General features: G+C 48.1%; 24 protein-coding genes, 1 tRNA gene and 1 pseudogene. 9 read left to right on the top strand and 17 right to left on the bottom strand.

All coding sequences use genetic code 11. The features are described from left to right. Window positions 1-164: 164 nt before the first annotated feature. The 6 genes from C8R14_RS05820 to C8R14_RS05795 form a co-directional block, all read right to left on the bottom strand. Window positions 165-240, bottom strand: a tRNA-Arg gene (locus tag C8R14_RS05820). A 159-nt stretch (window positions 241-399) separates the two neighbouring features. Continuing rightward, a complete protein-coding gene (locus C8R14_RS05815; protein ID WP_011634723.1) occupies window positions 400-627 on the bottom strand; it encodes a DUF3460 family protein in 228 nt (75 codons plus the stop codon). Between the two features lie 176 nt (window positions 628-803). Then, a complete protein-coding gene (locus C8R14_RS05810; RefSeq protein WP_011634724.1) occupies window positions 804-1,190 on the bottom strand; it encodes a SirB2 family protein in 387 nt (128 codons plus the stop codon). 61 nt (window positions 1,191-1,251) lie between these two features. Beyond that, window positions 1,252-1,596, bottom strand: a complete 345-nt coding sequence (locus C8R14_RS05805) for a SpoIIAA family protein (protein WP_011634725.1) — start codon at window positions 1,594-1,596, stop codon at window positions 1,252-1,254. Window positions 1,597-1,690: 94 nt separating this feature from the next. Further along, window positions 1,691-2,557 (bottom strand): DMT family transporter, encoded by an 867-nt coding sequence (locus C8R14_RS05800; RefSeq protein ID WP_011634726.1) that lies wholly within the window; start codon window positions 2,555-2,557, stop codon window positions 1,691-1,693. Window positions 2,558-2,577: 20 nt separating this feature from the next. Next, window positions 2,578-3,684: an aromatic ring-hydroxylating oxygenase subunit alpha gene (locus C8R14_RS05795; RefSeq protein WP_011634727.1), complete on the bottom strand. Its 1,107-nt coding sequence runs from the start codon at window positions 3,682-3,684 to the stop codon at window positions 2,578-2,580. Between the two features lie 369 nt (window positions 3,685-4,053). On the opposite strand from C8R14_RS05795, the gene C8R14_RS05790 reads away from it, so the two are divergent. Together C8R14_RS05790 and C8R14_RS05785 are read left to right on the top strand one after the other, a co-directional pair. Then, entirely contained in the window at window positions 4,054-5,439 is a 1,386-nt protein-coding gene (locus C8R14_RS05790; RefSeq protein ID WP_011634728.1) for a hypothetical protein, read from the top strand. A 76-nt stretch (window positions 5,440-5,515) separates the two neighbouring features. Further along, entirely contained in the window at window positions 5,516-7,717 is a 2,202-nt protein-coding gene (locus tag C8R14_RS05785; RefSeq protein ID WP_011634729.1) for a primosomal protein N', read from the top strand. Between the two features lie 68 nt (window positions 7,718-7,785). On the opposite strand, the gene C8R14_RS05780 is transcribed toward C8R14_RS05785, so the two are convergent. The 3 genes from C8R14_RS05780 to C8R14_RS05770 form a co-directional block, all read right to left on the bottom strand. Further along, a complete protein-coding gene (locus tag C8R14_RS05780) occupies window positions 7,786-8,232 on the bottom strand; it encodes a universal stress protein (protein ID WP_011634730.1) in 447 nt (148 codons plus the stop codon). Window positions 8,233-8,350: 118 nt separating this feature from the next. Then, window positions 8,351-10,000 (bottom strand): MFS transporter, encoded by a 1,650-nt coding sequence (locus C8R14_RS05775; RefSeq protein WP_011634731.1) that lies wholly within the window; start codon window positions 9,998-10,000, stop codon window positions 8,351-8,353. Window positions 10,001-10,011: 11 nt separating this feature from the next. Beyond that, window positions 10,012-11,151: a Do family serine endopeptidase gene (locus tag C8R14_RS05770; RefSeq protein ID WP_011634732.1), complete on the bottom strand. Its 1,140-nt coding sequence runs from the start codon at window positions 11,149-11,151 to the stop codon at window positions 10,012-10,014. 37 nt (window positions 11,152-11,188) lie between these two features. On the opposite strand from C8R14_RS05770, the gene C8R14_RS05765 reads away from it, so the two are divergent. Continuing rightward, window positions 11,189-11,935: a Nif3-like dinuclear metal center hexameric protein gene (locus C8R14_RS05765; RefSeq protein WP_011634733.1), complete on the top strand. Its 747-nt coding sequence runs from the start codon at window positions 11,189-11,191 to the stop codon at window positions 11,933-11,935. A 67-nt stretch (window positions 11,936-12,002) separates the two neighbouring features. On the opposite strand, the gene C8R14_RS14040 is transcribed toward C8R14_RS05765, so the two are convergent. Further along, window positions 12,003-12,299 carry a hypothetical protein gene (locus C8R14_RS14040; RefSeq protein ID WP_242500161.1) on the bottom strand — a complete coding sequence of 99 codons (297 nt, stop codon included), beginning with the start codon at window positions 12,297-12,299 and terminating at the stop codon, window positions 12,003-12,005. Between C8R14_RS14040 and mltA the strand changes: the two genes are divergently transcribed. Beyond that, window positions 12,289-13,398 carry a murein transglycosylase A gene (gene mltA / locus C8R14_RS05760; RefSeq protein WP_242500162.1) on the top strand — a complete coding sequence of 370 codons (1,110 nt, stop codon included), beginning with the start codon at window positions 12,289-12,291 and terminating at the stop codon, window positions 13,396-13,398. The two genes, C8R14_RS14040 and mltA, sit on opposite strands and share 11 nt — an antisense overlap. Window positions 13,399-13,437: 39 nt before the next feature. On the opposite strand, the gene C8R14_RS05755 is transcribed toward mltA, so the two are convergent. Both C8R14_RS05755 and C8R14_RS05750 read right to left on the bottom strand, forming a co-directional pair. Next, window positions 13,438-14,151: a DsbC family protein gene (locus tag C8R14_RS05755; RefSeq protein WP_011634735.1), complete on the bottom strand. Its 714-nt coding sequence runs from the start codon at window positions 14,149-14,151 to the stop codon at window positions 13,438-13,440. A gap of 45 nt (window positions 14,152-14,196) precedes the next feature. Further along, window positions 14,197-15,363, bottom strand: coding sequence for a UbiH/UbiF family hydroxylase (locus tag C8R14_RS05750; RefSeq protein WP_011634736.1), 1,167 nt, complete (start codon window positions 15,361-15,363; stop codon window positions 14,197-14,199). Window positions 15,364-15,593: 230 nt separating this feature from the next. On the opposite strand from C8R14_RS05750, the gene acs reads away from it, so the two are divergent. Together acs and C8R14_RS05740 are read left to right on the top strand one after the other, a co-directional pair. Then, complete coding sequence (acs, locus tag C8R14_RS05745; protein WP_011634737.1) at window positions 15,594-17,561, top strand: acetate--CoA ligase; 1,968 nt, start codon at window positions 15,594-15,596, stop codon at window positions 17,559-17,561. A gap of 17 nt (window positions 17,562-17,578) precedes the next feature. Further along, window positions 17,579-18,553 carry an MBL fold metallo-hydrolase gene (locus C8R14_RS05740; protein ID WP_011634738.1) on the top strand — a complete coding sequence of 325 codons (975 nt, stop codon included), beginning with the start codon at window positions 17,579-17,581 and terminating at the stop codon, window positions 18,551-18,553. A 103-nt stretch (window positions 18,554-18,656) separates the two neighbouring features. On the opposite strand, the gene C8R14_RS05735 is transcribed toward C8R14_RS05740, so the two are convergent. Beyond that, complete coding sequence (locus C8R14_RS05735) at window positions 18,657-19,937, bottom strand: amidohydrolase family protein (protein WP_011634739.1); 1,281 nt, start codon at window positions 19,935-19,937, stop codon at window positions 18,657-18,659. Between the two features lie 278 nt (window positions 19,938-20,215). Between C8R14_RS05735 and C8R14_RS14370 the strand changes: the two genes are divergently transcribed. The 3 genes and pseudogenes from C8R14_RS14370 to C8R14_RS05720 all read left to right on the top strand — a co-directional run. After that, a complete protein-coding gene (locus C8R14_RS14370; RefSeq protein WP_011634740.1) occupies window positions 20,216-20,386 on the top strand; it encodes a transposase in 171 nt (56 codons plus the stop codon). 390 nt (window positions 20,387-20,776) lie between these two features. Continuing rightward, window positions 20,777-21,787: a fatty acid desaturase family protein gene (locus C8R14_RS05725; protein WP_011634741.1), complete on the top strand. Its 1,011-nt coding sequence runs from the start codon at window positions 20,777-20,779 to the stop codon at window positions 21,785-21,787. 191 nt (window positions 21,788-21,978) lie between these two features. Beyond that, window positions 21,979-22,080 (top strand): annotated as a pseudogene (locus C8R14_RS05720) (IS982 family transposase); the annotation flags it as partial. 302 nt (window positions 22,081-22,382) lie between these two features. On the opposite strand, the gene C8R14_RS14030 reads toward C8R14_RS05720, so the two are convergent. Genes C8R14_RS14030 through C8R14_RS14015 form a run of 4 tightly spaced genes read right to left on the bottom strand, consistent with a single transcriptional unit; the run spans window position 22,383 to window position 23,351 of the window. Beyond that, window positions 22,383-22,556 (bottom strand): hypothetical protein, encoded by a 174-nt coding sequence (locus C8R14_RS14030; protein WP_242500163.1) that lies wholly within the window; start codon window positions 22,554-22,556, stop codon window positions 22,383-22,385. Between the two features lie 27 nt (window positions 22,557-22,583). Continuing rightward, the gene (locus tag C8R14_RS14025; RefSeq protein ID WP_242500164.1) at window positions 22,584-22,721 is read right to left on the bottom strand and encodes a hypothetical protein; all 138 of its coding nucleotides are present in this window, start codon (window positions 22,719-22,721) and stop codon (window positions 22,584-22,586) included. Continuing rightward, window positions 22,714-23,052, bottom strand: a complete 339-nt coding sequence (locus C8R14_RS14020) for a hypothetical protein (RefSeq protein WP_011634742.1) — start codon at window positions 23,050-23,052, stop codon at window positions 22,714-22,716. Before C8R14_RS14020 ends, C8R14_RS14025 begins: the two co-directional genes overlap by 8 nt. Continuing rightward, a complete protein-coding gene (locus C8R14_RS14015) occupies window positions 23,052-23,351 on the bottom strand; it encodes a transposase (protein ID WP_464557727.1) in 300 nt (99 codons plus the stop codon). Before C8R14_RS14015 ends, C8R14_RS14020 begins: the two co-directional genes overlap by 1 nt. Window positions 23,352-23,706: the final 355 nt, after the last annotated feature.

Here is a 23,706-nt window from a genome sequence, read left to right as displayed (position 1 = left end):
CCGAAGATCTTGTGAATAGGCATGCATAACCTTCCCCATCAGTTGTGATAGAGAATAGTCTATTACATGCATATATTTAAATCAAAAATGCTCTAGCTGGATTCCGGCTTAGTCGGATGACGTCGCTGACGTTCATTGCCAATCAGATTTACTATTGAAAGACATGGCGCGCCCAGCACGATTCGAACGTGCGACCCCCGCCTTCGGAGGGCGGTACTCTATCCACTGAGCTATGGGCGCGTGAGAAAAACGATCTGCTGACATGCCGTTTTATACTCCACCCAATGAGTTCGAAAAACGACAAATAACATTGGATGGAAGGTTATATGCCCGGGCATTATACTATTACCTTCTAATTACCGCTCGAACACATCAGAGATGAAGGCGCCGTAAATAGAATTACTCCTCCGTTTTTTGCTCCTGCCCCCTGGCTGGTTTCGGCCAGGAAAAATAGACATAACTCTTTTGTGGCGTTCTGGCTTCCTTAAAACGTTTTAGCGCTTCTCGATCAACTTCTTTGTCCCACCAGATTGCACGAGCTTCTTTCTGTTTCTCGATAAGGTCAGGCCGTTTTGCAAGCAACTCCCGCATGAATTTTGTATGTTCTGATTCGTAAGAATAATCCATATTGTCTATCCGTAAAATTATTAACTTATGAAATCTGCTCTTTTAATCTCCGGGTTACAGAATATTCTATCCATTATATCTGATTGTCGTACTGCATCCGCCCTGAGACAGATTCATTCACGACAATCCTTCAATAAAATTCCGCAAAGATTCACGATAGGATCATCAACCTGGTATTAAAACAGGAGGAGAGGATTTTTTGTCAGAGCAACTAACACGATATAGACAAACACAATTTGTGCCAGGATCCAGGCAGTTACCTTTCCCCGGCGGGTCTTAGCCAGTCTGAAAGCTGTATAACCCAACACAATATAGACTAGCAAACCAATAATCTTGGCCGCCAGCCAATGTTCAACAAGTGGATTCCTGTGCGCAACCACTGCCATCGTTACAGCACTCAGCAATAAAATTGTGTCGTTAACATGCGGTGCAATTTTCACCCAACGTTGCTGCAACAGCGGTGAAATACGCAACATCCATATTCCACGCAGCAGAAATAATGTGTAACTGGCCACAACACTCGTCACATGCACATATTTCAGCGCCAGATAGTCAATCACCATCCCTGCACCAAATCAGCCATACCTTCACTATCCAATTTTAAATGTGGCCACCCGTATCTGATCAGGCCTTGGCCCAGGCATACGCTTCATTGTAATCAGAAAAAACAACCACATCCGCATCAGTAAACAAATTGGAAACCCATGCACTCCATACTTGCCACTGGCTATCCGTCACTACCGCGACACGATTAATTTTGCTGCCGTGTTCACGCATAAACCGGATCTCTTCCCAGGCAACACCTACTGTGTAAGACACCATATCACGCCAATCCAGCAGTAAATTGGCTTCCCCATTGAAATGAAATTTGTAGAGCACCTCATCTTCAAATTGCTTGAAGTCATCCAGAGTAAATTCCCCGATAATTGCGACAACGATAAGATTGCCGGTCTCTTCAATATTGATCATTGGTCATAAGCTCCGAGTAATGAATGCTAAATCATAGATAAATGGTAGTTCTGATGCAATCAGGCTTTTCAACCAAGTTGTCGGCTACGGGATATCAGTCATCAAGGGTAACAATGTTTGTCCGTCGCGTTGATATTCCTCGAATGCTCAGTAACCCACCCACAACTATCAATCCCATTCCTATCCAGGCTGAAACGGGTAACCGGTCACCCCACAAGAACAGATCCATCAGGCCTGCAAACAATACCGTACTATAGGAAAGTGCCCCGACAATAATAATATTGCTCCTCCGGTGCGCACGAGAAATTGCCAATTGTGCCAATGTTGCCGTTACACCAATACCCAGCGCCAATATTAGGCTCTGCAGATTCACCGGGCTAAACGCAGTAAATGCCAGCCATATACCAGTAGTAATCGTACACACTAGCGTAAAATAGAAAACGATACGCCAATCTGATTCACCCTGTTCATTTAACTGCCTGACATTTAAATGTGCGATACCGCCAAACAGCCCAGAACCGACACCAATCAGCGCCATATACCATTGATCTTCAGCTAGAGTAGGGCGAAGCAGCATGACCACGCCAATAAAACCCACCGCTACTGCCACGATCAATACCCAGCTAAATTCCTTTTTCAAGAATATTACTGTTAAAAAAGCAAGAAATAAGGGCCAAGTATTATTCAGAGAAATAGCTGTTGCCAGCGGCAACTTCAAAATACAATAGAAAAACAGCAGCACCCCACCCAACCCGGCCAAACCCCTCCAAAAATGGGTTTTCCAATGTTTTGTTGCGATGGATTTGCCATAAAAACGCATAACAGCAAACGTTGAAATCACCCCCACCAGTGAACGGTAAAATACCAGTTCAGCATTGGAAAAAAATGCAGCAGCAAGTTTTACCAGCTCCCCCATGCAGGCGAACATGAATCCCGCCACTAGCATCCATAATGAGGACATTCTGGCTGTAAGATCCAGATTTAGGGTAGATGCTGTTCTAGTTCTCGCCGGAGGAAATGATGAAAATGTTCCATCCCTGCTTCCATTGGCATCTGGTATGGACCTGTTTCATTTATTCCCTGCTGATACAATGCACGCCGGCCAGCCGTAATCCGTTTACATATTTCATCATCTTCCCTGGCGGTCTCCTGATAGGCAGCCTGCTCCCTCTCCACAAATTCTCGCTCAAACAGGATGATTTCTTCAGGGTAATAAAATTCAACCACATTCATGCATTGCTCTATTCCGGTTGGCAAAATGGTACTGACAACAAGGGTATCGGGGTACCATTCAACCATGACATTAGGATAATAAAGCAGCCAAATCGCACCATGTCGCGGCACTTGTTGATTATTATGCTGCAACACCTGCGTATGCCATTCCTGATATATCTCTGAGCCCGCTCGATTAAAATCACGGTTTACGCCGACAGTCTGGACGCTGTACCAGTCACTAAATTCCCATTCAAGCTGACTGGTGTCCACGAAATGACCCAGACCCGGATGAAAAGGATCGACGTGATAATCTTCCAGATAAACCTCAATAAAAGTTTTCCAGTTGCACTGGTAGTGTTCAATTTGCACACGATCCAGTGCATACTTTGAAAAATCCAATTTATCACGAACCTTCATTCCGGCAACATCCTGATTCACATCACGCTTGCCAGCGAAAATCAGCCCGTTCCAGTGCTGTAAGGCTGTTTTACCCAGATTTAGGCATGGATTTTTGCTGAAATGTGGTGCGCCCAGCAATTTACCATCCATTGCATAAGTCCAACGATGAATCGGACAGACTATATTGCGGGAACTACCACGCCCCTCCAGAATAATTGCCTGGCGATGCCGACAGATATTCGATAGTAGTTCGATCCCGTTTTCATTACGAACCAGAACCTTGGCATTATTCTGCGCAGCCAGCACGTAATAGTCACCTGTTTCCGGCACCATCAGTTCATGTCCAACATAGCCCGGTCCCTGATCAAATAACAGCTGTTTTTCCAGCTCGAATATCCGTGGATCCAGATACCAGTCAACAGAAAGTTGTGGATGCGCAACAGCAATATCAGAAGTATGTACAAAGCCAGACATATATTTTCAGTATCACCCTGCAATCAGAGAATAAACCCTCAATCCAATCAAAAAAGAACCCGATTGATAGTAACAGGGTACCTTAGCAGCGAATATGATCTTTTTCCACAAAATCAAAAGATATTATTCAAACTCGGTAAAACACTCTGTTACAGGCATCACGGCATTGAATAACACCATAAATCTATCGGTCAGAGATTTTAAACCACGCTGCTTTATTCATAGACTATAATCGAATAACAATATTGGACTTACACTCATCTGAACTGTTAAAGCGATACCGCATTATGCTCCTTTGTCGCGGAACACTATTAACAACAGCTTAATTGTCATGCCACAAATGACTTAACTCGCAAAACCTCAAATACAATGAAAACGGATAACAAGCAAACAACTCTTCAGTTGCTCATCACGAGCATATTCGTATTAAGTCTAGCTGCTTGTGACAGCCAGCAAGAAACAGCAACAGCCAAAAAAGCAACTGTCCTTCCCCAGGGGCCTACCACGGGAATACTGGCTGATTCGGCAGTGGAAGGCGTATCCTACTCTGCCTCATCAGGTGCATCAGGTGTTACCGATACAACCGGCCTTTACAAATATACGCATGGTGACAATATTGAATTCAGTCTCGGCAAATTGAATCTTGGCAAAATTACCGGAACGGGGCTTACTACTCCGATTGAACTGGCTGCCGGTGATCAGAACAAACTACTAAATTTGCTGATCTTATTCCAGTCACTTGATGCTGACAATAATCTCTCAAACGGCATCTCCATCCCCCCGGCTGCTGTAGAGGCACTGGACGCTTCACTCGATCTGACCGTGGACCCGAGTATTTTTACCACATCCCCGGCACTGGTTTCTGCCCGGGAAGCCGCCAGCATATCCGGCAACATAAAAACAGCCGATGAAGCCAATGCTCATTTCTTATCACAAGCAATCAACCTATTGAGCAATTATCTCTGGGTAAACCAGGATGATAACAGCGTAAGATTTTTCCGTTTTTCAAATGATGGTAGTGGAGAATATCTGAACGGTGTGATCACACCGGATGACTCCTGTGATATGAACCGCGCCTGCGGCAGCAAACTGGTTTTCACCGCTGGAATAGAATATGGCACCACCCAGGCAACAGAATACGACGAACGTGGCTTTAAGCTTGCAAGCACACCTGAAATAGATACCAACATCCAGTCAGGACTATCCCATCCACGACCTAGCTGGCGTATTTATACCAATGGGAATGAGCTGATTATCTCTGACATTGTCATCGTACAGCGTGCAAGAGAACAGCCTGGCCTGTTTGATGAATTGTTCCACATTACAAAACCGCTCGAACTGAGTTCTGATGATGAAGTTGCCGAAACCACCGTTCAGGAGACCCGTTACCGGAAAATGGATAACTCGCAGGGCATCGTTGGCGCCTGGGCAGTAGACAAGGATACTGTCAAGTCACCTGTTTTTCTATTTTTTCCGGATAACCGCTACATGTTGATTGATCCAACTGGCAGCGCAGCTCATTCAACTCCTTCTGAATGCGCGAAACCAGGCGTCGAGCTCGCCACCTATTCCTTTGATGCAGGCAGCGGCACGCTCAAACTATCCAGCTTTACTTACAATACAACTGGTTGTGCCGGTCTGTCAGAATATGTTGGCAAACCGATTACCTTCAAAATAGATAATACAGATGCACAAAGTGCAACTCTCTCCGGGGAAGGATTATCCTCTGTTACATTGCACCGCATCTCTCACTGATTGATTTTCCAAGAAACTCCGAAAGAATATCTGATCACGTTATTCTTTCGGAAAGTTGATTCCGGATATTTCCGGTATGACAGTCATTCATGTTGCGCTTGATGTTCCGGTTAACCGGTTGTTTGACTACCTTGCTCCGAATGCCGATTCAGCCGATATTGGCCGGTGCGTACGCGTTCCTTTCGGCAACCGGCAACTCTCTGGTATTATCCTGTCCGTCAGCAATTTACCGTCCGTTCCGGAGAGAAAACTAAAAACTGCCGGCCTGATCGATCAAGCAATCCCTCCCCTGCCCCAGTCGTTACTCGAACTATTCGAGTTTTGCAGTCACTATTATCACCACCCGATCGGACAGGTTGTCATGAATGGCCTGCCTGCTTTGCTGCGAAAACCTGGGTATACAACCAGCAGGATACCGAAACAGATCCAGGAATGGATACTGACTGATGCAGGCAGAATTATCACGCTTTCCGACATTCCCGCCAGATCCAAAACCAAACGTCAGCTGTTTTCCCTGCTACTGGAAAACGGAATTATTACAGCTGACATTTACAAAGCAATGTCACCTCATTCCCGCAAGCTGCTGCATGAATTCAAGGATTTGGGGTGGGTTGAACAACGCACTGCCTTACCGGGAAAATTTGCATTCAGTACAGTACCCACCCTAGCTCCAACCACAGAACAGGCGCATGCCATCGCCGAAATTCTCGCCAGAATAGGTACGTTTACCCCCTGGTTGCTTCATGGCATCACTGGCAGTGGCAAAACAGAAGTCTATCTGCAGGTGGCCGCTTCTCTGTTGGCCCAACAAAAGCAGATTCTGGTTCTGGTGCCGGAAATTAATCTTACTCCGCAACTGGAAGCAACTTTCCGCAAGCGATTTCCCAATACACCACTGGTTAGCTTGCACAGCGGATTGAATAGCAGCGAGCGTCTGCAAGGCTGGTTGCAAGCACAATGTGGGGAAGCCAACATTATTCTGGGTACACGCCTGGCAATTTTCACTCCCATGCCCAGGCCGGGCCTGATTATTGTCGATGAAGAACAGGATCATTCTTTCAAGCAGCAGGATGGATTGCGCTACTCTGCACGTGATCTGGCGGTGTACCGTGCAAGACAGGCCAACATACCCATCGTTCTTGGCTCAGCCACCCCTTCCCTGGAAAGCTATCACCAGGCGCGTATCGGCCGCTACCGGTTACTGCAGCTGCACGCGCGAGCAATCAGTCAGGCAGTACTGCCAGCTATTCATTGTATAGACATGCGTGTAACGCCCGCACAGGAAAGATTGTCGGAGCCCATACTTGATGCATTACGCCAATCTCTTGATCAAAAACAGCAAAGTCTAGTATTTATCAATCGACGCGGCTATTCCCCGGCACTACTCTGCAAATCCTGTCGCTGGATTGCCACCTGCAAACGCTGCTCCAGCCGCCTGGTTGTCCATTTGCGCAATCGACAACTGCGCTGTCACTATTGCGGTGATCAGCAGCCGATTACACCCGCATGCCCGCAATGCGGAGATCCAGATATTATGCCGTTTGGCCACGGTACACAACGGATTGAATCAGCGTTAATCAAACAATTCCCGAACGCGCGCATTCTACGTGTTGATCGTGACAGCATCCGCCACAAAACCGCCTGGCAAACCATGCTTGATACGATTCACCAGGGAAAGGTGGATATTCTGGTTGGCACCCAATTACTTGCAAAAGGACATGATTTCCCAAACCTTGCCCTGGTGTGTGTGCTCAACGCCGATTCATCCCTTTACAGCACTGATTTCCGCGCTGAAGAACATCTTTTTTCACAGCTGATGCAAGTAGCAGGACGTGCCGGTCGCGCCCATATTCCTGGCACCGTTCTGATCCAAACTGAATTTCCGCAGCATCCGCTGTACTTGGCATTAATACGTCAGGATTATGCAGCATACGCGCAAACGCAGCTGAAAGAACGCAAATCAGCCAGTTTTCCACCTTTTGTCTATCTGGCAGTATTACGTGCAGAAGCCCCGGTACTCGCAGAAGCCTTGGAGTTTTTACACCAGACGGCGGTAATCGCCACTATTGCTAAAGAATACGCCCACATCCAGCTTTTCGATCCTGTTCCCGCTACCATGACTCGGCTCAAGGGACTGGAGCGTGCACAGCTGCTGATTCAGGCTGTTTCACGCAAGTGCCTGCAAATATTTCTGAGTGATTGGCACCAGCGTATTACTGCATTACCAGCTCGCAGCAAGCTGCGCTGGCATTTGGATGTTGATCCACTGACGCTTTAAAAACAGCCCCCAGCACCGGGATCGGTTCGCTCACAGTGATTTTTCAGAGTACTCTAATCTGTATTTTCTCAATCCCTGGTATCGCGAACCAACAATATGGGGATAGGTGCTATCCGAGCAATCCCTTCAGCCACACTGCCAAGCAATAGTCGACTGAAGCCCGAATGACCATGCGTACCGATCACAATCAGCTCTGCCTGCCAGCGCCTTGCCTCTTCCACCAAAATATTGGCAATTCGTTCGTTATTTGATGGAATCAAGCGCGTTTCAACCGGGATACCGGCTGTCTTTACTGTTGTTTCAGCTTCGGTAAGTATTTTTTCTCCACAATCGTGGATTGTTTTCTGCAATTCTTCGTAATTAAAGTAATTCTCATCCACCAGATAGATTGCATCTTCATAAACATGTACAAGCTCCAGACAAGCTCCCATTCGCTTTGCCAATTTGATTGCCTCCTGCAAAGCCAGGTTTGAAGTAAAGCTGCCATCAATTGGAACAAGAATCCTCTGGTACATCAAATATCTCCTGCAAACATTAATCTGATCAATACATCTCTGCCGCATATTCTCGCGCATCATCCATCTTATCCCGTATTACATCAGGGAATATTCTAGGCGAGGCGAGTCGGGCCAGTCAGGCACTGCGCAGACGAGAATATCTGATCGCCACTATAGCCAGCATGGGTAATATAAACCCTAAAATTGTCACTATAATCAGCAGAACACCCAATTCACTATAATCAGCCGGAACCAATATTTCACCAGTATCCACTTCTCTGACCTCACGCGTGACCGTAAAAATCTGGTTGATATACTTGGTTGTCAGTTGCGAAGCAGATAAAGCCAGGTTGGTAAATGAAGCCATGACAGCAAAAAAGGTTGCTTTGAGTTTCTCGGGGGCTGAATTCGCGATCCACGCCAGCATTGGAATCATGGCGATCTGCCCCAGCGGTGATTCCAGAGCTGTATCAATTACCGCAATAAAACGCGCATCGACAATTCCGCCCGTATGTGCCGCAGTCCATACATGCAAGCCGAAGTACATCGAAATGATCGGCAGTGACAAAATGGTACCCGCTACGGTTAATGCGCCAATAACATAAGCCATTGATCGCTCGGCCATAAACCGACGGAAAATAAACATACCGGCAAGCGTCAGCACAGAGCCAATCAAAGAAAGTGTAGCCAGAAACTGCTGATCAAACCCCAGTTCATCAATCATCCACCAGGTCGAGCCCGCACCGGGTGTGGGAACGGCCCGGAATACAAACACCAGTAAGGCTGTTCCTACCAGAACATTGCGCGCCTCACTTTCCAGCTCGGAGGTCAGTTTCCAGATCAAAAACAGCACAATCGCCATCGACAAGCTAAAAACAATTTCTTCGGCACCGGAAATCTGCACAAGCCCGACTCCCAAGGAGACAACTGTAAAAACCAACCCGCCGCCCAGTATCCACCAATTGATTGGGGGTGTTTCGACATGAGCACCGGTTAACACTTCGATTTCTTTGATATTTAGCCCCTGAACGGAAAAATGTTTTATTTCACGCCATTTTAACCATCCGGCCAGCCAGATTCCGCACACTGAAACAAAAGGAATTACCAACGCAAGCTGATATATCAGCAGATAGGCCTCACCCTTGCCAGCTTCGGAAAGAGTTGCAACATCTTTCATCAGCACAACGTTTGCCACTGCCACTAGAATACCACCACCAATAATGGCAACACGCCCCAACGTCTGCATCGTAATGTGCATCTGCTTGCGCGCTTCCAGATCAATCAGTTGTCCATCCGGGTTGACGCGTGGCACAGCCTCTACAGTCATGGCATCGGCCACTACATCCTGCAACACATAACCCACCGGTGCAAGCAACGCCGCCAGCACATACCACTGCGCCAGCGGCGCAACCTCACGCATCGCCTCGGTATGGCCAAGCAATCCGATCATGATGAAAAGACTAGTCGCGATCAATCCTGCTCCCAGATAGACCAGCAAGCTCTTCCAGCGCCACAGCAGATCCACCAGATGACCCATCGGCATTTTCAGTGCCCATGGCAATGTCATCCAGAAGCCGAGTGCAGCCAAAAATTCTGCCGACAACCCCAGCCTTTCCTTCACGTAGAAAGTACCAACAATTCCTGTGAGGCTTGAAATACCGGCCGCCAGATAAACCATCAGGGGCGGCAGGTATGAAAGACGCATTTCCCTGCCCAGAGTCAGTAAATTGAGATCAATCCACCGAAACAGTGCGGCGGGTAATCGTGTGGCAAATTCGATATTCACTCGGTATGTAGTCAGCCTGGACGTTTACCAATTTGCACCTGAATATCCAGCTCTTCTCCATTACGGAGAATAGTTAGCGTTGCTGCTTTACCTGGGGGAAGAGATGCCACAATATTCAGCATTTCGGAAGCATTGAAAACAGGCTTGCCATTCACTGCCGCTAAAATATCCCCCGGTTTGATTCCGGCATCATCCGCTGGCCCATTCTTAAGTACGCCCGCAATCAGAGCTCCATCAGTTTTCTTCAGCTTTAGGGACTCCGCCAACTCCGGCGTTATATCTTGCATACTCACACCAAGCCAGCCGCGCGTAACGCTACCTGTTTCGATAATCTGCTGCATGATTTGTTTAGCCGCATCCACCGGGATAGCGAATCCGATGCCAAGCGAGCCGCCGGAACGTGAATAGATCGCGGTATTGATCCCGATCAAATTACCGGAAATATCGGTCAACGCACCACCGGAGTTACCGGGATTGATTGCCGCATCGGTCTGAATAAAATTTTCGAATGTGCTGAGCCCTACCTGGGAACGCCCCAGTGCACCGATAATTCCCATCGTCATTGTTTGCCCTACACCAAACGGATTACCGATTGCCAGCACGATATCCCCCACTCTAGCTTTTTCAGAATCGCCGAAGGCAATACTGGGGAGCTTGTCCAGATCAATTTTCAGAACCGCCAGGTCACTCTCAGGATCCGAGCCAATCAAGTTTGCTTCGGCTTTTCTTCCATCCATTAACGCCACCTGAATCTCGTTAGCCGCTTCCACCACGTGATGGTTCGTGAGAATATATCCTTCCGGGCTGACGATTACTCCGGATCCCAAGCTGGAAGTACGCTCAGTTCTCGGACTAAAACGATTGCCAAAAAATTGCTGAAAGACAGGATCATCCATAAACGGATGGGAGGGTACTCTTACCTCCTTGCTGGTAAATACATTCACCACGGAAGGCATCGCCACTTCCGCTGCTGTATGAAAACTACCAGTATCAAGTGCTTTTCCGCCATCAGCCTTGACTGCTTCACGGATGGTCGCCAGCTTGCCGCGCGGCGTCCACGGCAATAATTCCGGGCGCAAGGTTGAAACAACAAAAAAGATGGCGAGGAGAACAGTGATGGTTTGTGTGAAAAGCAGCCAGAGTTTTTGCATGGAAAATCCTACATCCCAAATGAACAAAAAAAGTATTATGCACCAAAATATACTGGAAAATTACCTGAATGATCTGCTGGACGTTCAGCAATTCCGTGATTATTGTCCCAACGGGTTACAGGTGGAAGGGCGAGCTTCGATTCAAACGCTCGTCAGCGGTGTAACTGCTTCCCAAGTTTTGATACAGGCAGCGCTGGATTTGCATGCGGATGCCATCATCGTGCACCATGGCTATTTTTGGCGCGGAGAAGATACCTGCCTGCGCGGCATCAAGCGTCACCGTATCGCCACGCTCATCAAGCATGACATCAATCTTTACGCTTACCATCTGCCTCTGGATGCCCATGCTGATCTGGGCAACAATACCTTGCTCGGAAAAAAGCTGGGAATAAAGGAAGAAGGCCGTTTCGGCGAACAGAATATCGCTGCTTACGGTTATTTTCAGAAACCAGCCAGCCTTGACGAGCTGGATGGTTTACTGAGTTCAGTGCTTGGCCGGAAACCACTAATAATCGGCAATCCGCTTAAACCTATCCGGCGTATTGCCTGGTGTACCGGAGCAGCTCAAGGATATTTTGAGGAAGCTATCCGGTTGGGCGTAGATGCATTTATCACCGGTGAAATTTCTGAACAGAACGTACATACAGCCAGAGAATCCGGCACGGCCTTCATCTCAGCCGGGCATCACGCCACCGAACGCTATGGAATTCAGGCGCTTGGTGATCATATCGCACAAAAATTCAGTATTGCACACCATTTTATTGATGCAGAAAACCCTGTATGACTAATCCATTAGCAATGCAGCAGAACAAAAGCAGGCAGCCGCTCTCAAATAGCAAACAAGGCATGATCTATTTTTTTTCATCCTTGTTATCCAGTTGTTCCAATGGTTTATTTTTTTTACGGGGGAGCGTCCACCAGACGAGAAAAATGAACAGACTCAACGCCAAGATTGCTTCAAGTGCTAAAATCCACATATTCTTCCCTAAAAAAATGTTTTTACAAAACAGACACTTTAACCGAAATCTGCTAAAAACCCAATTCATCACCCTGCTGATCTTAATCCCACTCGGATTAACCAGCTGCAAAACTGAAACTATTTCCACCCAATCTTCCACATCCCAAACCCCTGCAAAAGTGGCTGCCATTCCCGCAGCGCCACAATCAGCAAGCCCTACTCAAGATACCAGGGACAAGGAAGATAAAAAGCTGCTTAAAGCTGCTAGTTGGTCAATGCTACCAGGCTGGCAACATGAAAGCCTTCTTCCGGCGTGGAATACCTTTATACAAAGCTGCAGATCTCTCGAACGACGCCCCTCCTGGCAGGATGTATGCACACAAGCTACAATCATTCGGCACAGCAGTGAACAAGCTGTCCGAAATTTTCTTGAAAATCACTTTGCACCTTATCAGGTGATCAATCCGGATGGCACCACCACTGGCCTGGCAACCGGTTACTATGAACCTCTGCTTAAAGGCAGTCGCAAATATTCCAGTCGCTTCCGCTACCCGATTTATTCCACTCCCGACAACCTGCTGGCAGTCGAGCTCAAAGACGCGCTGCCCGATGCAAATCAGGTAGCGCTACGTGGCCGTCTACAGGGACGCAAAATTATTCCTTACTACACCCGCGCGGAAATCGAGAACAACCGCAGTCTGCTGAAAGGAAAAGAACTGTTGTGGGTAGAGGATGAGGTCGAGCTGTTCTTTCTCCAGATACAAGGATCCGGCCGCGTCGTGCTGGAAAATGGTGAAACCGTAAAAATCGGCTACGCGGATCACAACGGTTATCCCTACCGCTCTATCGGAAAAATATTGATTGATCGGGGTGAACTGCCCGCCTGGCAGGTATCCATGCAGTCCATCAAACAATGGGGCCGACAAAACCCTGCCAAATTGAAATCCTTGTTGCAGCAGAATGCGCGTTATATTTTCTTTCGCGAACTGCCAGCCGATCTTGCCGGACCGATCGGTGCGCTGGGAGTCCCTTTAACGGCGGGCAGAAGTCTGGCTATTGATCCGGAGAGTGTCCCACTGGGTGCCCCAGTTTATCTTTCCACCACTTGGCCCAATACAGCACAGCCACTTAACCGCCTGATGGTTGCCCAAGATACAGGCAGTGCTATCAAGGGTGGGGTGCGTGCTGATTTCTTCTGGGGACACAGCCCGGAAGCTCAGGCCCAAGCGGGTAAAATGAAGCAGCAAGCCCAGATGTGGGTCCTGCTTCCCAAGCAGTACAGGGAATAAAGGACTCAGAAGGTAGCCACTCAGGCGGATAAGGTTGTATCACTTACTCGTGGCCTGATCCAGCCGCTTTTCGATTTCTGATTGCGGGATAAAACCCGGCACCACTGAGCCATCTGCAAAAATCAGGGTTGGTGTACCAGTTACTCTGTTCTGACGGCCTGATTCCAGCAGTATCTGCAGCGGTGCATCACAATTCTTACCAGTAGGAACGACTGATTTCAGCATAAAATCATCCCATGCTTTGACCCGGTCTTCAGAGCACCAAATGGCTTCGGCTGTTGTCATGGAGCCGTTAAGAACAGGATAAAGCAAGGTATAAATAGTGATATCCGTCACATTAACCAGCTCCTTCTCCAGCCTTTTACAATAAGGGCAATTTGGATCGGAGTATACAATCAGCGTACGTTTTCCGTTCCCTTTGACCATTTTCAGCGCATGTTCCAGCGGTAAAGTGTCAATTGCAATCCGCCGTGAATCCCGGATCTGCTGCATGCGCTCACTGGTCAAGCTTGCCCGCTTCTTAGCATCCACGATATGCCCCATGAAAAAATATTCAGCCTTCTCGTCCGTATAAAAAATTTCCCCGTCGATCACGGCCTCATACAACCCCAGATAAGGCGTCTGCGTCAGGCTTTCTATCTTGCTCCCCGGGAAATGAGCCTGAATCGCCTCTTTCAGATCAGCCTCATTCGCCTGAGCAATTCCAGTAAATAACAATCCCAGCAGGCCGAATGAATATAAAAACAAACGCATACCATTTCTCCAGTATAAAAATCCAGTAACCGTAAAAAGCCGAATTCAGCTCAGCGCATGACGCATCAATCTGTTTTTCAGAAGTGGAAAGCGATTGGTCATCCCGAGCCCCAGATTCCTGATGCGCATAATGGCCGCATCCTCGCTGCCAAACAGTTTCTGCAGCCCATCTGTCACCCATTGCATAGCAAGAATATCTTCCTTGCGATTACGTTCGTAACAGCGCAGCAAAGAAAACTCACCACAATCTCCCAGTTCGTCAAACTGCAAAAGAACATCGGCCAACTCACGGGCATCGCGCAATCCCAGATTAACTCCCTGGCCCGCCAGTGGATGAATCCCATGCGCAGCATCACCAATCAAAGCCAGCCTCGGTTTGACGAGTGATTTGGCTTGTACAAAGTTCAGCGGAAATCCACGTTGCGACGTAACCAGTTGCATCATTCCCAACTCATGCTCTGCCGCCCGTCCAACCTGTTCGCATAACACCTCGGGAGATAAAGTAAGCAATTCATCAGCCAGCACTGTATTCGCTGACCACACCATCGAAACCCGTTTTCCCGGCAACGGCAGCAGTGCAAGAACGCCATCACGGCGGAACCACTGATAGGCAATGTGATGATGAGGCCGCTCCACCTCAAAATTGGCGACCACCCCGGTTTGATAATAGCTATGACGATCCATCGTAATTCCCGCTTGTTCACGCACGCGGGAATTGACACCATCCGCCCCGACCAGCAGCGCCGTCTGCAAAACCGTGCCATCAGACAAGGCCAGCTCAACGTAGGATTCATGCCAAGTAAGTGAGTCATATTGCGCCGGACAAAACAGCTGCACATTTTCTGCCTCCGACAACGTCTCCCAGACAGCATGCTGCAGCTGGCGATTCTCGATGATGTAGGCAAGCTCCGGCACACCACTTTCATACGCACTGAAATCAATCCTGGCTGCACTGTCGTCACCATGCACCCGCATTTCATGGACAGGCGTCACCCGCGCCGCATCCATCTGCTGCCAGACCCCACAAGCATGCAAGAATGCTACACTGCCGGGGCTGATCGCATACACACGCCCATCCCAGCTGTCATCAGCTGGCAAAGGTGCTGGCGGCCGTGATTCAATCAACGCCAACCTCAGCCCGCTATCCTTCAAAGCAGCCAGCAAGCTGGCACCTACCAGCCCACCCCCAATCACTACAATATCGAATTTCATTGTCGGATTATACTAAGGAACCCCCACCCAGATCATTGTTTTCAAGCGCGTAGCAGAAAACAAACCCACAAGATTTTTTTAAAAGACAGAAGAATCTTATATTTTTAATCTCATAACTACACTATCTAACTCTCGAATCCTCTTTCCGTAAGATATACGAATAAAAGGGGCGAATGATACAATTAAACACTTTTCTTACTGGAGCGTTAGTCTGCCAAACAGGGAGTAATATGGCTACAATTGAATCTATTTTGCGTGAAAATCGGATATTTCCCCCTGCCAATGAATTTGTCAGGCATGCCAATATTACTGGGATGAAAACCTATGAGGCCCTGCGCCAGGAAGCTGAGCGCGATTACGCTGGCTTCTGGGCAAAACTTGCAAAACAGTACATTACCTGGCACAAACCTTTCACTCGTATTCTTGATGACACCAATCCGCCCTTTTACAAATGGTTTGACGATGGTGAACTGAATATCTCGTGGAACTGTCTTGATCGGCACCTGACAACACAGGCCAACAAAACTGCAATCATTTTTGAATCTGATGAAGGCGAAGTAATACGTTGCAGCTACCGTGAATTACACCAGCGAGTATGCCGTTTTGCCAACGGATTAAAAGCGCTCGGCATCCGTCAAGGTGATCGCATCGTCATTTACATGCCCATGCGGATTGAAGCCGTGGTTGCCATGCAGGCATGTGCGCGTATTGGCGTAATTCACTCAGTAGTATTTGGCGGCTTCTCGGCGAAAAGTGTATATGAACGTATCATCGATGCCGGTGCATCTGCTGTAATCACTGCAGATGAACAAACTCGCGGAGGAAAGCGCCATGCACTGAAAGCAACTGTAGACGAAGCATTGGCGATGGGCGATACAACTTCAGTACATAGTGTTATCGTTTTTCGGCATACCGGCACTGATATCCCCTGGCAGCCGGAACGAGACCGCTGGTGGCACAACCTCACCGCCAGCCAATCTGATGAATGCGAGCCGATATGGGTCAATGCCGAACACCCTTTGTTTACACTCTACACCTCGGGATCAACCGGAAAACCGAAAGGGGTACAGCATTCCTCGGCCGGCTATCTGCTTGGAGCGATAGTCAGCATGCAGTGGGTATTCGATTATCATTCGGAAGATATATTCTGGTGTACAGCTGACGTGGGCTGGGTTACCGGACATAGCTACGTTACTTACGGACCGCTTGCCATTGGGGCAACCCAGGTAATTTTCGAGGGAACTCCGACCTATCCCCATGCCGGGCGGTTCTGGGAAATCATCCAGAAACACAGGGTCACAACCTTTTATACCGCACCCACCGCTATCCGCTCACTGATCAAGCTAGGTCCTGACTTACCTGAGAAATATGATCTCTCTTCATTGCGTTTGCTTGGATCGGTTGGTGAGCCGATTAACCCGGAAGCATGGATGTGGTATTACACAGTCATTGGCCAGTCACGCTGCCCGGTTGTCGATACCTGGTGGCAGACTGAAACCGGCAGTCACATGATTGCCCCTATTCCTGGCGCAATACCAGCCAAACCAGGTTCTTGTACTCTTCCACTACCCGGTATCGATGCTGCAGTAGTGGATGAAACGGGGCTCCCGGCAGAACAGGGAAAAGGCGGATTTTTGGTTATCAAACGTCCCTTCCCCTCAATGTTGCGTACCTTGTGGAATGATCCTGAACGTTTCAGGAATACCTATTTTCCGGCAGATATTGCCGGCGGCCATTATTATCTTGCGGGGGATTCGGCTCATCGTGATCAAGACGGCTACTTCTGGATCATGGGACGAATTGATGACGTTTTAAATGTCTCCGGGCACCGCCTGGGCACCATGGAAATCGAGTCCGCACTGGTAGCGCATCCTCTGGTTGCAGAAGCAGCTGTTGTCGGGAAACCGCACGAAATCAGGGGAGAAGTGATTGTGGCATTCGTTGTCCTCAGGGGAAAGTTGCCTGATGACCAGCAGGCTGCCGAAATTGCTGAAACTTTGCGCGAATGGGTTTCCAGCGAAATTGGCGCAATTGCTCGCCCCGAAGAAATCCGATTTGGTGAAAATCTGCCCAAAACGCGTTCTGGTAAGCTCATGCGGCGCCTCCTGCGCTCCCTGGCAAGAGGCGAAACCATTACTCAGGATATTTCAACACTGGAAAATCCGGTGATTCTCGAACAATTTAGTCAGACGATATAACCGGAACCTGTCAACTTATGGAACAACTCCCAGCCATCATCGATTATCCGGATGGTATCAGCGTCATTGATGCTCGCTACCACCGGCCGGGCCGTGCTGCCATCCATCTGATCACGGAAGGAAATAAAGCCGCTCTGGTGGATACTGGTACCCGTTTTTCGGTTCCCGGCATTATGGCAGTGCTGGCACACAAGCAAATTGCTCCTGAACAGATCGACTATATCTTTCTCACCCATATCCACCTTGATCATGCCGGTGGTGCTGGTGAATTCATGCAGCAGCTGCCCAATGCCAGACTGGTGGTACACCCGCGTGGCGCATCGCATATGGTCAATCCTATGAAACTGATTGCTGGTGTCATGGCCGTGTACGGTGAATCAGAATTCCGGCGTATCTACGGTGAAATCCAACCGATTTCTGCAGAGCGTATCATCGAAGCACCTGACGATACGCTAATCAAACTGAACGGCCGCCCATTGCGATTGCTGGATACACCCGGACATGCGCGGCACCACTATTGCATTCACGATGCCGGCAGCGCCTCCATCTTCACTGGTGACACCTTTGGTGTGTCGTATCGTGAATTCGATGCCAACGGACTGGAATTCGTTTTTCCGACCACTTCACCAGTGCAGTTTGACCCTGAAGCCGCACATGCCTCCATTAACCGACTCATGGCGTTGCGCCCGGAACAGGCATTTCTTACTCATTATGGGCGCATCCGCAACCTTCCGCACCATGCATCACAGATGCACGCACTCATCGATGCCTTTGTCGGCATCGTACAACAAGCCGCAGAAATTCCAGATCGGCAACCTTTCATTGTAAAAGCATTGCAGGACTTGCTCTGGGAACGACTAATCACCCATGGGTGCACCCTCACCCGGGATGCTGTCCTCTCGATATTGCAGACCGACATCAGACTCAATGCACAGGGACTTGAAATCTGGCTGGAACAGACCCTCAGGCAACCAGGTCAGGCTGCAGGCTAAACACAGCATCTCTGGCAGGCTGTCCGCCGCTGCAACCTGCATCCCCCGATAGTCTCCTCGCAACAAAGACAATGCGCATAACAGATGACTCACCCGGAGCACCCTACTGCTGTGGGCCAAAATGGTTAACGATAACTTGTCCACCGGAAATCACCAGATCGGGATATTCCAGCCGCTTCAACTGCTGCTCAAGATTGCCGCGAATTGCGATCAAATCAGCCGGGGCGCCAGGTTGTATTGTCCCCAGCAGGGGAATACCCAGATACTGACCGGCTTTTGCCGTGGCTGCCCGCAATGCATCCGGCAGCTTCATTTTTGCCAGATGCATCAGATACATCAACTCTTGTACATCGATTCCCCAGGGAATATCAGGGTGAGCAATTTCCGCTCCGTACAGCAATTCACCACCAAGTTCTGCCCAAATTGCTGCATTGTGCGCGATCCCGTCACATTTTGAGAGGGTATCGAGCGTACCGATGATCGTAACATTCTGTGCTCTGGCTTGTTTCAGCAACGGCTCAGGAATTAGATCACAAGGCATGTGCGCCCATTCATCGACTCCGGCATTCAACGCTACCTGTACACCCGATGACTCCGCCACATGAGCCGATACCTTACGCTGATGCCGGTGAGCTTCATCGACAATAGCCCTGACAACGGGCTCTGACAACATGGGCCATGCCGACTGGCCATGCGAAGCGGCATATGCGTGATGATGAGAGTCGGCCTGCACGGTATGCGCAGTATCATGGTGTGCGTGACCATGATGTGGAGACCAGGGCGCACCTGTTTCCCCGCCGGGTTCAAGTGCAATCTTAATGACCACTGCACCCTCACCAATCAGATGGCGTACGGCTTCCCGTGCTTCTGCTTCGCTGGTAACAGGAATCGCCAAACCCCTGGCGCCCATCGTAATGATCGGGTATCCGTGCGGCGCGGTGATAATCTGTCCTGAAGTAAGCACACGCAAACTGCCATCTCCCCCATAAGGCTGGTGCACAGGACCACCCACATCTCGCACCGTGGTCACCCCATGCCTCAACACGATATCTACCGGCACTTTCTGAAAGGTCAAGTGCGCGTGTAATTCGATAAACCCTGGTAATAAGGTTGCATCACCCAGATCAATCTCAGTTGATGCATCACCCGCCTTGAATGAATGACGCGGCCCGATTCTTGCAATGCGCCCATCTTTTACCAGCACCGATAAACCACTGTGCATTTCATTTCCGTCAAAAACCCGCGCAGCGTACAGTAGCAAAGATGAAGGGCCGGTTTCCTGTGCATAAACCTGCACAGAAAAAAATATCGCCATCGTTACCGCAACCTGGAAACAGCGAACATGCTGCATGCAATTAGAAAAAACATCGGTAAAGTTTTGCATCCTTATTTTCTATCCTTGATTGATAATGGGTATTTTTCAACAGTAAGATAAATTGATAATGCCTGTCCGTGCCGCAAGCGCCGCCATCAGAAAATCTCTCATCTCGACTTAATCATCTCCTCCCGGTTTAGTCAGATGCGATAACACCTCCCCCGGACAGACCGGCTGATCCAGCCTAATACGCTGCATGACAAGCTTAATCTAAGTTAATTTGTAGTGATCTAATTTAAACAGACACCTCGATAGGTGGATAAAATTCACTTTAAGAGGACATACTAATGAAAGCACGCAGGAAATTTGACACTCAATTTAAATTGAAAGTTGTTCACATGATCAAGGATCACAACCTTAGTGTGAGCGAGGTCTCCAAAACGATGGGGGTGGGGGAAACGGCGATTCGTCGTTGGGTCGCGCAGTATCAGGCAGATCTAAACCACCCTGCTGTTTGATAAAAGCAGCCACTTCCGATTCAATCATTGCTGCCAGCAACTTGCGCGCGCCTTCCCGCAAAACTACCCGCAGCGAGTCATTTTGTTCTGGATCGTTCAGTTCTAAAACAGTATCATCTGTCATTATGGTGTTTCCTTTCCAGTAGTTGATCCGCCAGATCTTTACCAACAGGTTACACCACTTCCTTTTTCTTTGTCATACACCAGATTTGATCATAGTTCCCAGCTGAATTAGGAAAAGCGTATTATCATCAACTGGAAAGGTCAGTCAGAATTGACTGACTCAAACTACCGAGTGCCCGGAGCGGCTCAGTTTCCACAGTCGAATCTATCCTCGTAGCTTCGTTGTAGTCAACTTACGGGAGGAATTTCACCTCCAAGAGAGCACCCGTGCCAGCCCACAAAACAAAAAGGTCAGAAATATTTAGACCCTCGCATGAGCAAAATAAGCTCCCACTCACTTTCAATAATTCCGTGGAATTAAAGCAACTCTATCTGCATCGTTGGGTACCAAATCTGAAAATTCCTCTTTTCTACGGGATTTGGATTGCACTAGGAATCATCGCCTGGAATTCAAGCTATTGGGCGTCGACCTGGGTATGCTACTTGGGAATGGGCTACATACAGATGGGGATTGTGACTTTTATGCACGACTGTACACACAGCACTTTGTTTAAAGTTCGCTGGAAAAATCAGGCATTCGGAATTTTCGCAATGATTCCACTCATTATTTCATTTACTTCCTTTAAGGAAGACCATCTTATTCATCATAGACATAATCGCACTTCGAAAGATCCGGATGCATTCACGATGGGAAAACGTGGAGTAGGCGATTTCATACTTTTCTATGCTTACGCAATCATTGGTGTGTTCTTGACTGCAATTCAGTTTACATTAATTTTTCCACTAAAGATTTTGCGTGGGAAGAAAGCGTTGATCCATTGGAGTGAGATAGCGCTTCACATAGTTGTAATGTGGGCCGTATTTGATTGGGCAGCCTCCCAAAGTATTACAAATCAAGTATTTAATGTGTGGTTTTGGCCACTTATTTTTTTTGGTTTTTTTAACAGCATGCGATTCATCGCTGAACATTATGGCTGTCCTTGGGATGCTGGACCATTGGTAGGAACTCGGACGATCATCAGTAATCAATTGAATTCATTTTTTTGGAATAACATCAATTATCACATCGGACATCATGCCCGCCCTGGTGTACCTTGGTACAACTTGCAAAAATTACACGCATTGCTGCTTCCTGAAATTGAGCGAGCCGGGGCACTGATTGATAAAAGCTATTTAGTAATTTTCATTCATGCGCTCTGGCAGGGTCCCGAGACCGCAGCCACAACAGAATCCCGGAATTCATCTTCATCCAAGTCCTTCACTAGAAATATTGATTAACCTGGAATGTTGACCAAAAGAAAGACCTGATTTGGGAGAGTATCCGCAAGAACATCTCCGCCCAACAGTGCGCTACGCGAACATAACTATTCTGCTTGTGTGCACCATGACTCAATAATCTGAGGCCTCGCACAGCGGGGTCTGCAGAATGCACCTGAATTAGCTGTGGGAGATGGTACACTGAAATTTAGCTCACTGAAACACTGGCCCAACAAGACCTTCAACTCATCACTCCCCTCAAGAAAAACATGAAGGCCGTACCCCGTACCGAGTTCGAAAAGGCTATTCTGAAGTGTCCGTAAAATCGGGATAGAACCCCGTTGACCGAATTATTAGGCTGCACTCTGGCTACCCTCACTCAAATGTAGCAGCGGGAAAGGCATTCCTTGAGAATCAGTTAGTGAGCAACCAGATAACAGACCCATTGGATAAATAAAATGCTGCTGCACGCGGGTTCTGCTCATTTACATCTCAAGACCTCTGCATAACTCTGATAATTTTGTTGTAGTAGCGAAGGGGATTTCCAAATGATACTCTTGTGCGCTTTTAACAGAAAAATGAAGTTTTATTCATTCTTCAAAGGAGTTTTTCACCCTTATGCTGCATTGAGGCGGACTACTCCCCTTTTGAATGGCTCATCCACAAAAATTTTGTTGGCAGCTTTTTTCAGATTCATGCAGATGCTTTTCAGCACGACTTGGGCATTGACTTTTATCGTGCCGAAGTAGCTGGCGCGCCCCCATTCCAAATAGGCGTTTGGCTGTGCCAAAACACTGTTTGACGATATAGCGTTTTTTTACTGATCAATTTGTTTACCAGCTTCTGTCGTGCCGAGAGTGGTTTGTTCTTGTATGCCCAGTGCATAATCGCGCTTTTGATTTTGTATTCTTTCAGAAACTGCCGATTGGCGTTGGCTTACTGAACCTTTATCCACATACACTCGATTCGCCTCGATGTGCGCGCCAACGATGATTGTTTCGAAATGTACCATTTCGCTCTGGTTGGCAGGAGCGGTATGCACCCCGCGCACGTAGCACCACCATGTAACTGCGGTAGCCAAAATGCGATTTTTTACCTTTTTTGAGCCAGGTCGCATCCGCACTCTGTTCTTCGATATAGGTGATTTCCGGCTGGCTACCATCCTCAAACTGAACAGTCTTACCTTCGGCATCCACCTCCAGTGTGATTGTGATGATCTTTTTAGGACCCGCCGCTGACTCAATGAGTGTGGCATCAATCACCGCACCCGTCGTACCCTTGACCATCAAACGACCATCAAACCGTGTGATTGAATCTGTTCATTGATAGAGGCCAGAAGACCATCCAGCCTGTCGTTGACCACCAGGCGGTTGCGAAACCGACACAGAGCGGTTTCATCCGGTATCGCATCCGACAAACTATGCCACTGACCAAGCAGAATCGCCTTCAACATCATCAGCATGCCAAATGGTTTCTGCCCTCCACCATTTGATAGCTCGCGCTTGTATAAACCAGTAAGCATCGGACGTAACGCTCCCCAGTCAGTCAACGCGCCAATCTTCATCAGCACGTTGTTTTGTTTCAGACGTTACGCCAGTTTCAGGAATCCAAAACTCATCTGCATCTTCTATTCCTCTCACCTTTTACCTTTCGCCATTTTAGTTGTTTATTTGGCTAACGTGGGGAGGTGGTGCAGGAGTCTTTCTACTTGTAGTTCACCTTCCAATTTTATTTTTTGTGCCACAGCATTGATGCTTTCTGCATAAACTGGCCAGATAAAAATAAAACTGAATCGGGAAGTTATTTTTAATCTGGCAGCTGTTATCAGATTATCATTAGTATAATTTCCGGAAATTTGTAGCCATCACGAAGTCTCTATCTGCGATACTGCTAACAATTTCCAGCATGTCTGATGTTTGTTCCGGTTGCTACATACGGTT

The sequence above is a fragment of the Nitrosomonas eutropha genome (assembly GCF_003201195.1).
Lineage (GTDB): Bacteria > Pseudomonadota > Gammaproteobacteria > Burkholderiales > Nitrosomonadaceae > Nitrosomonas > Nitrosomonas eutropha.
The sequence above is the reverse complement of the archived record's forward strand: the minus strand, read 5'-3'. Positions and strand labels throughout refer to the sequence as shown.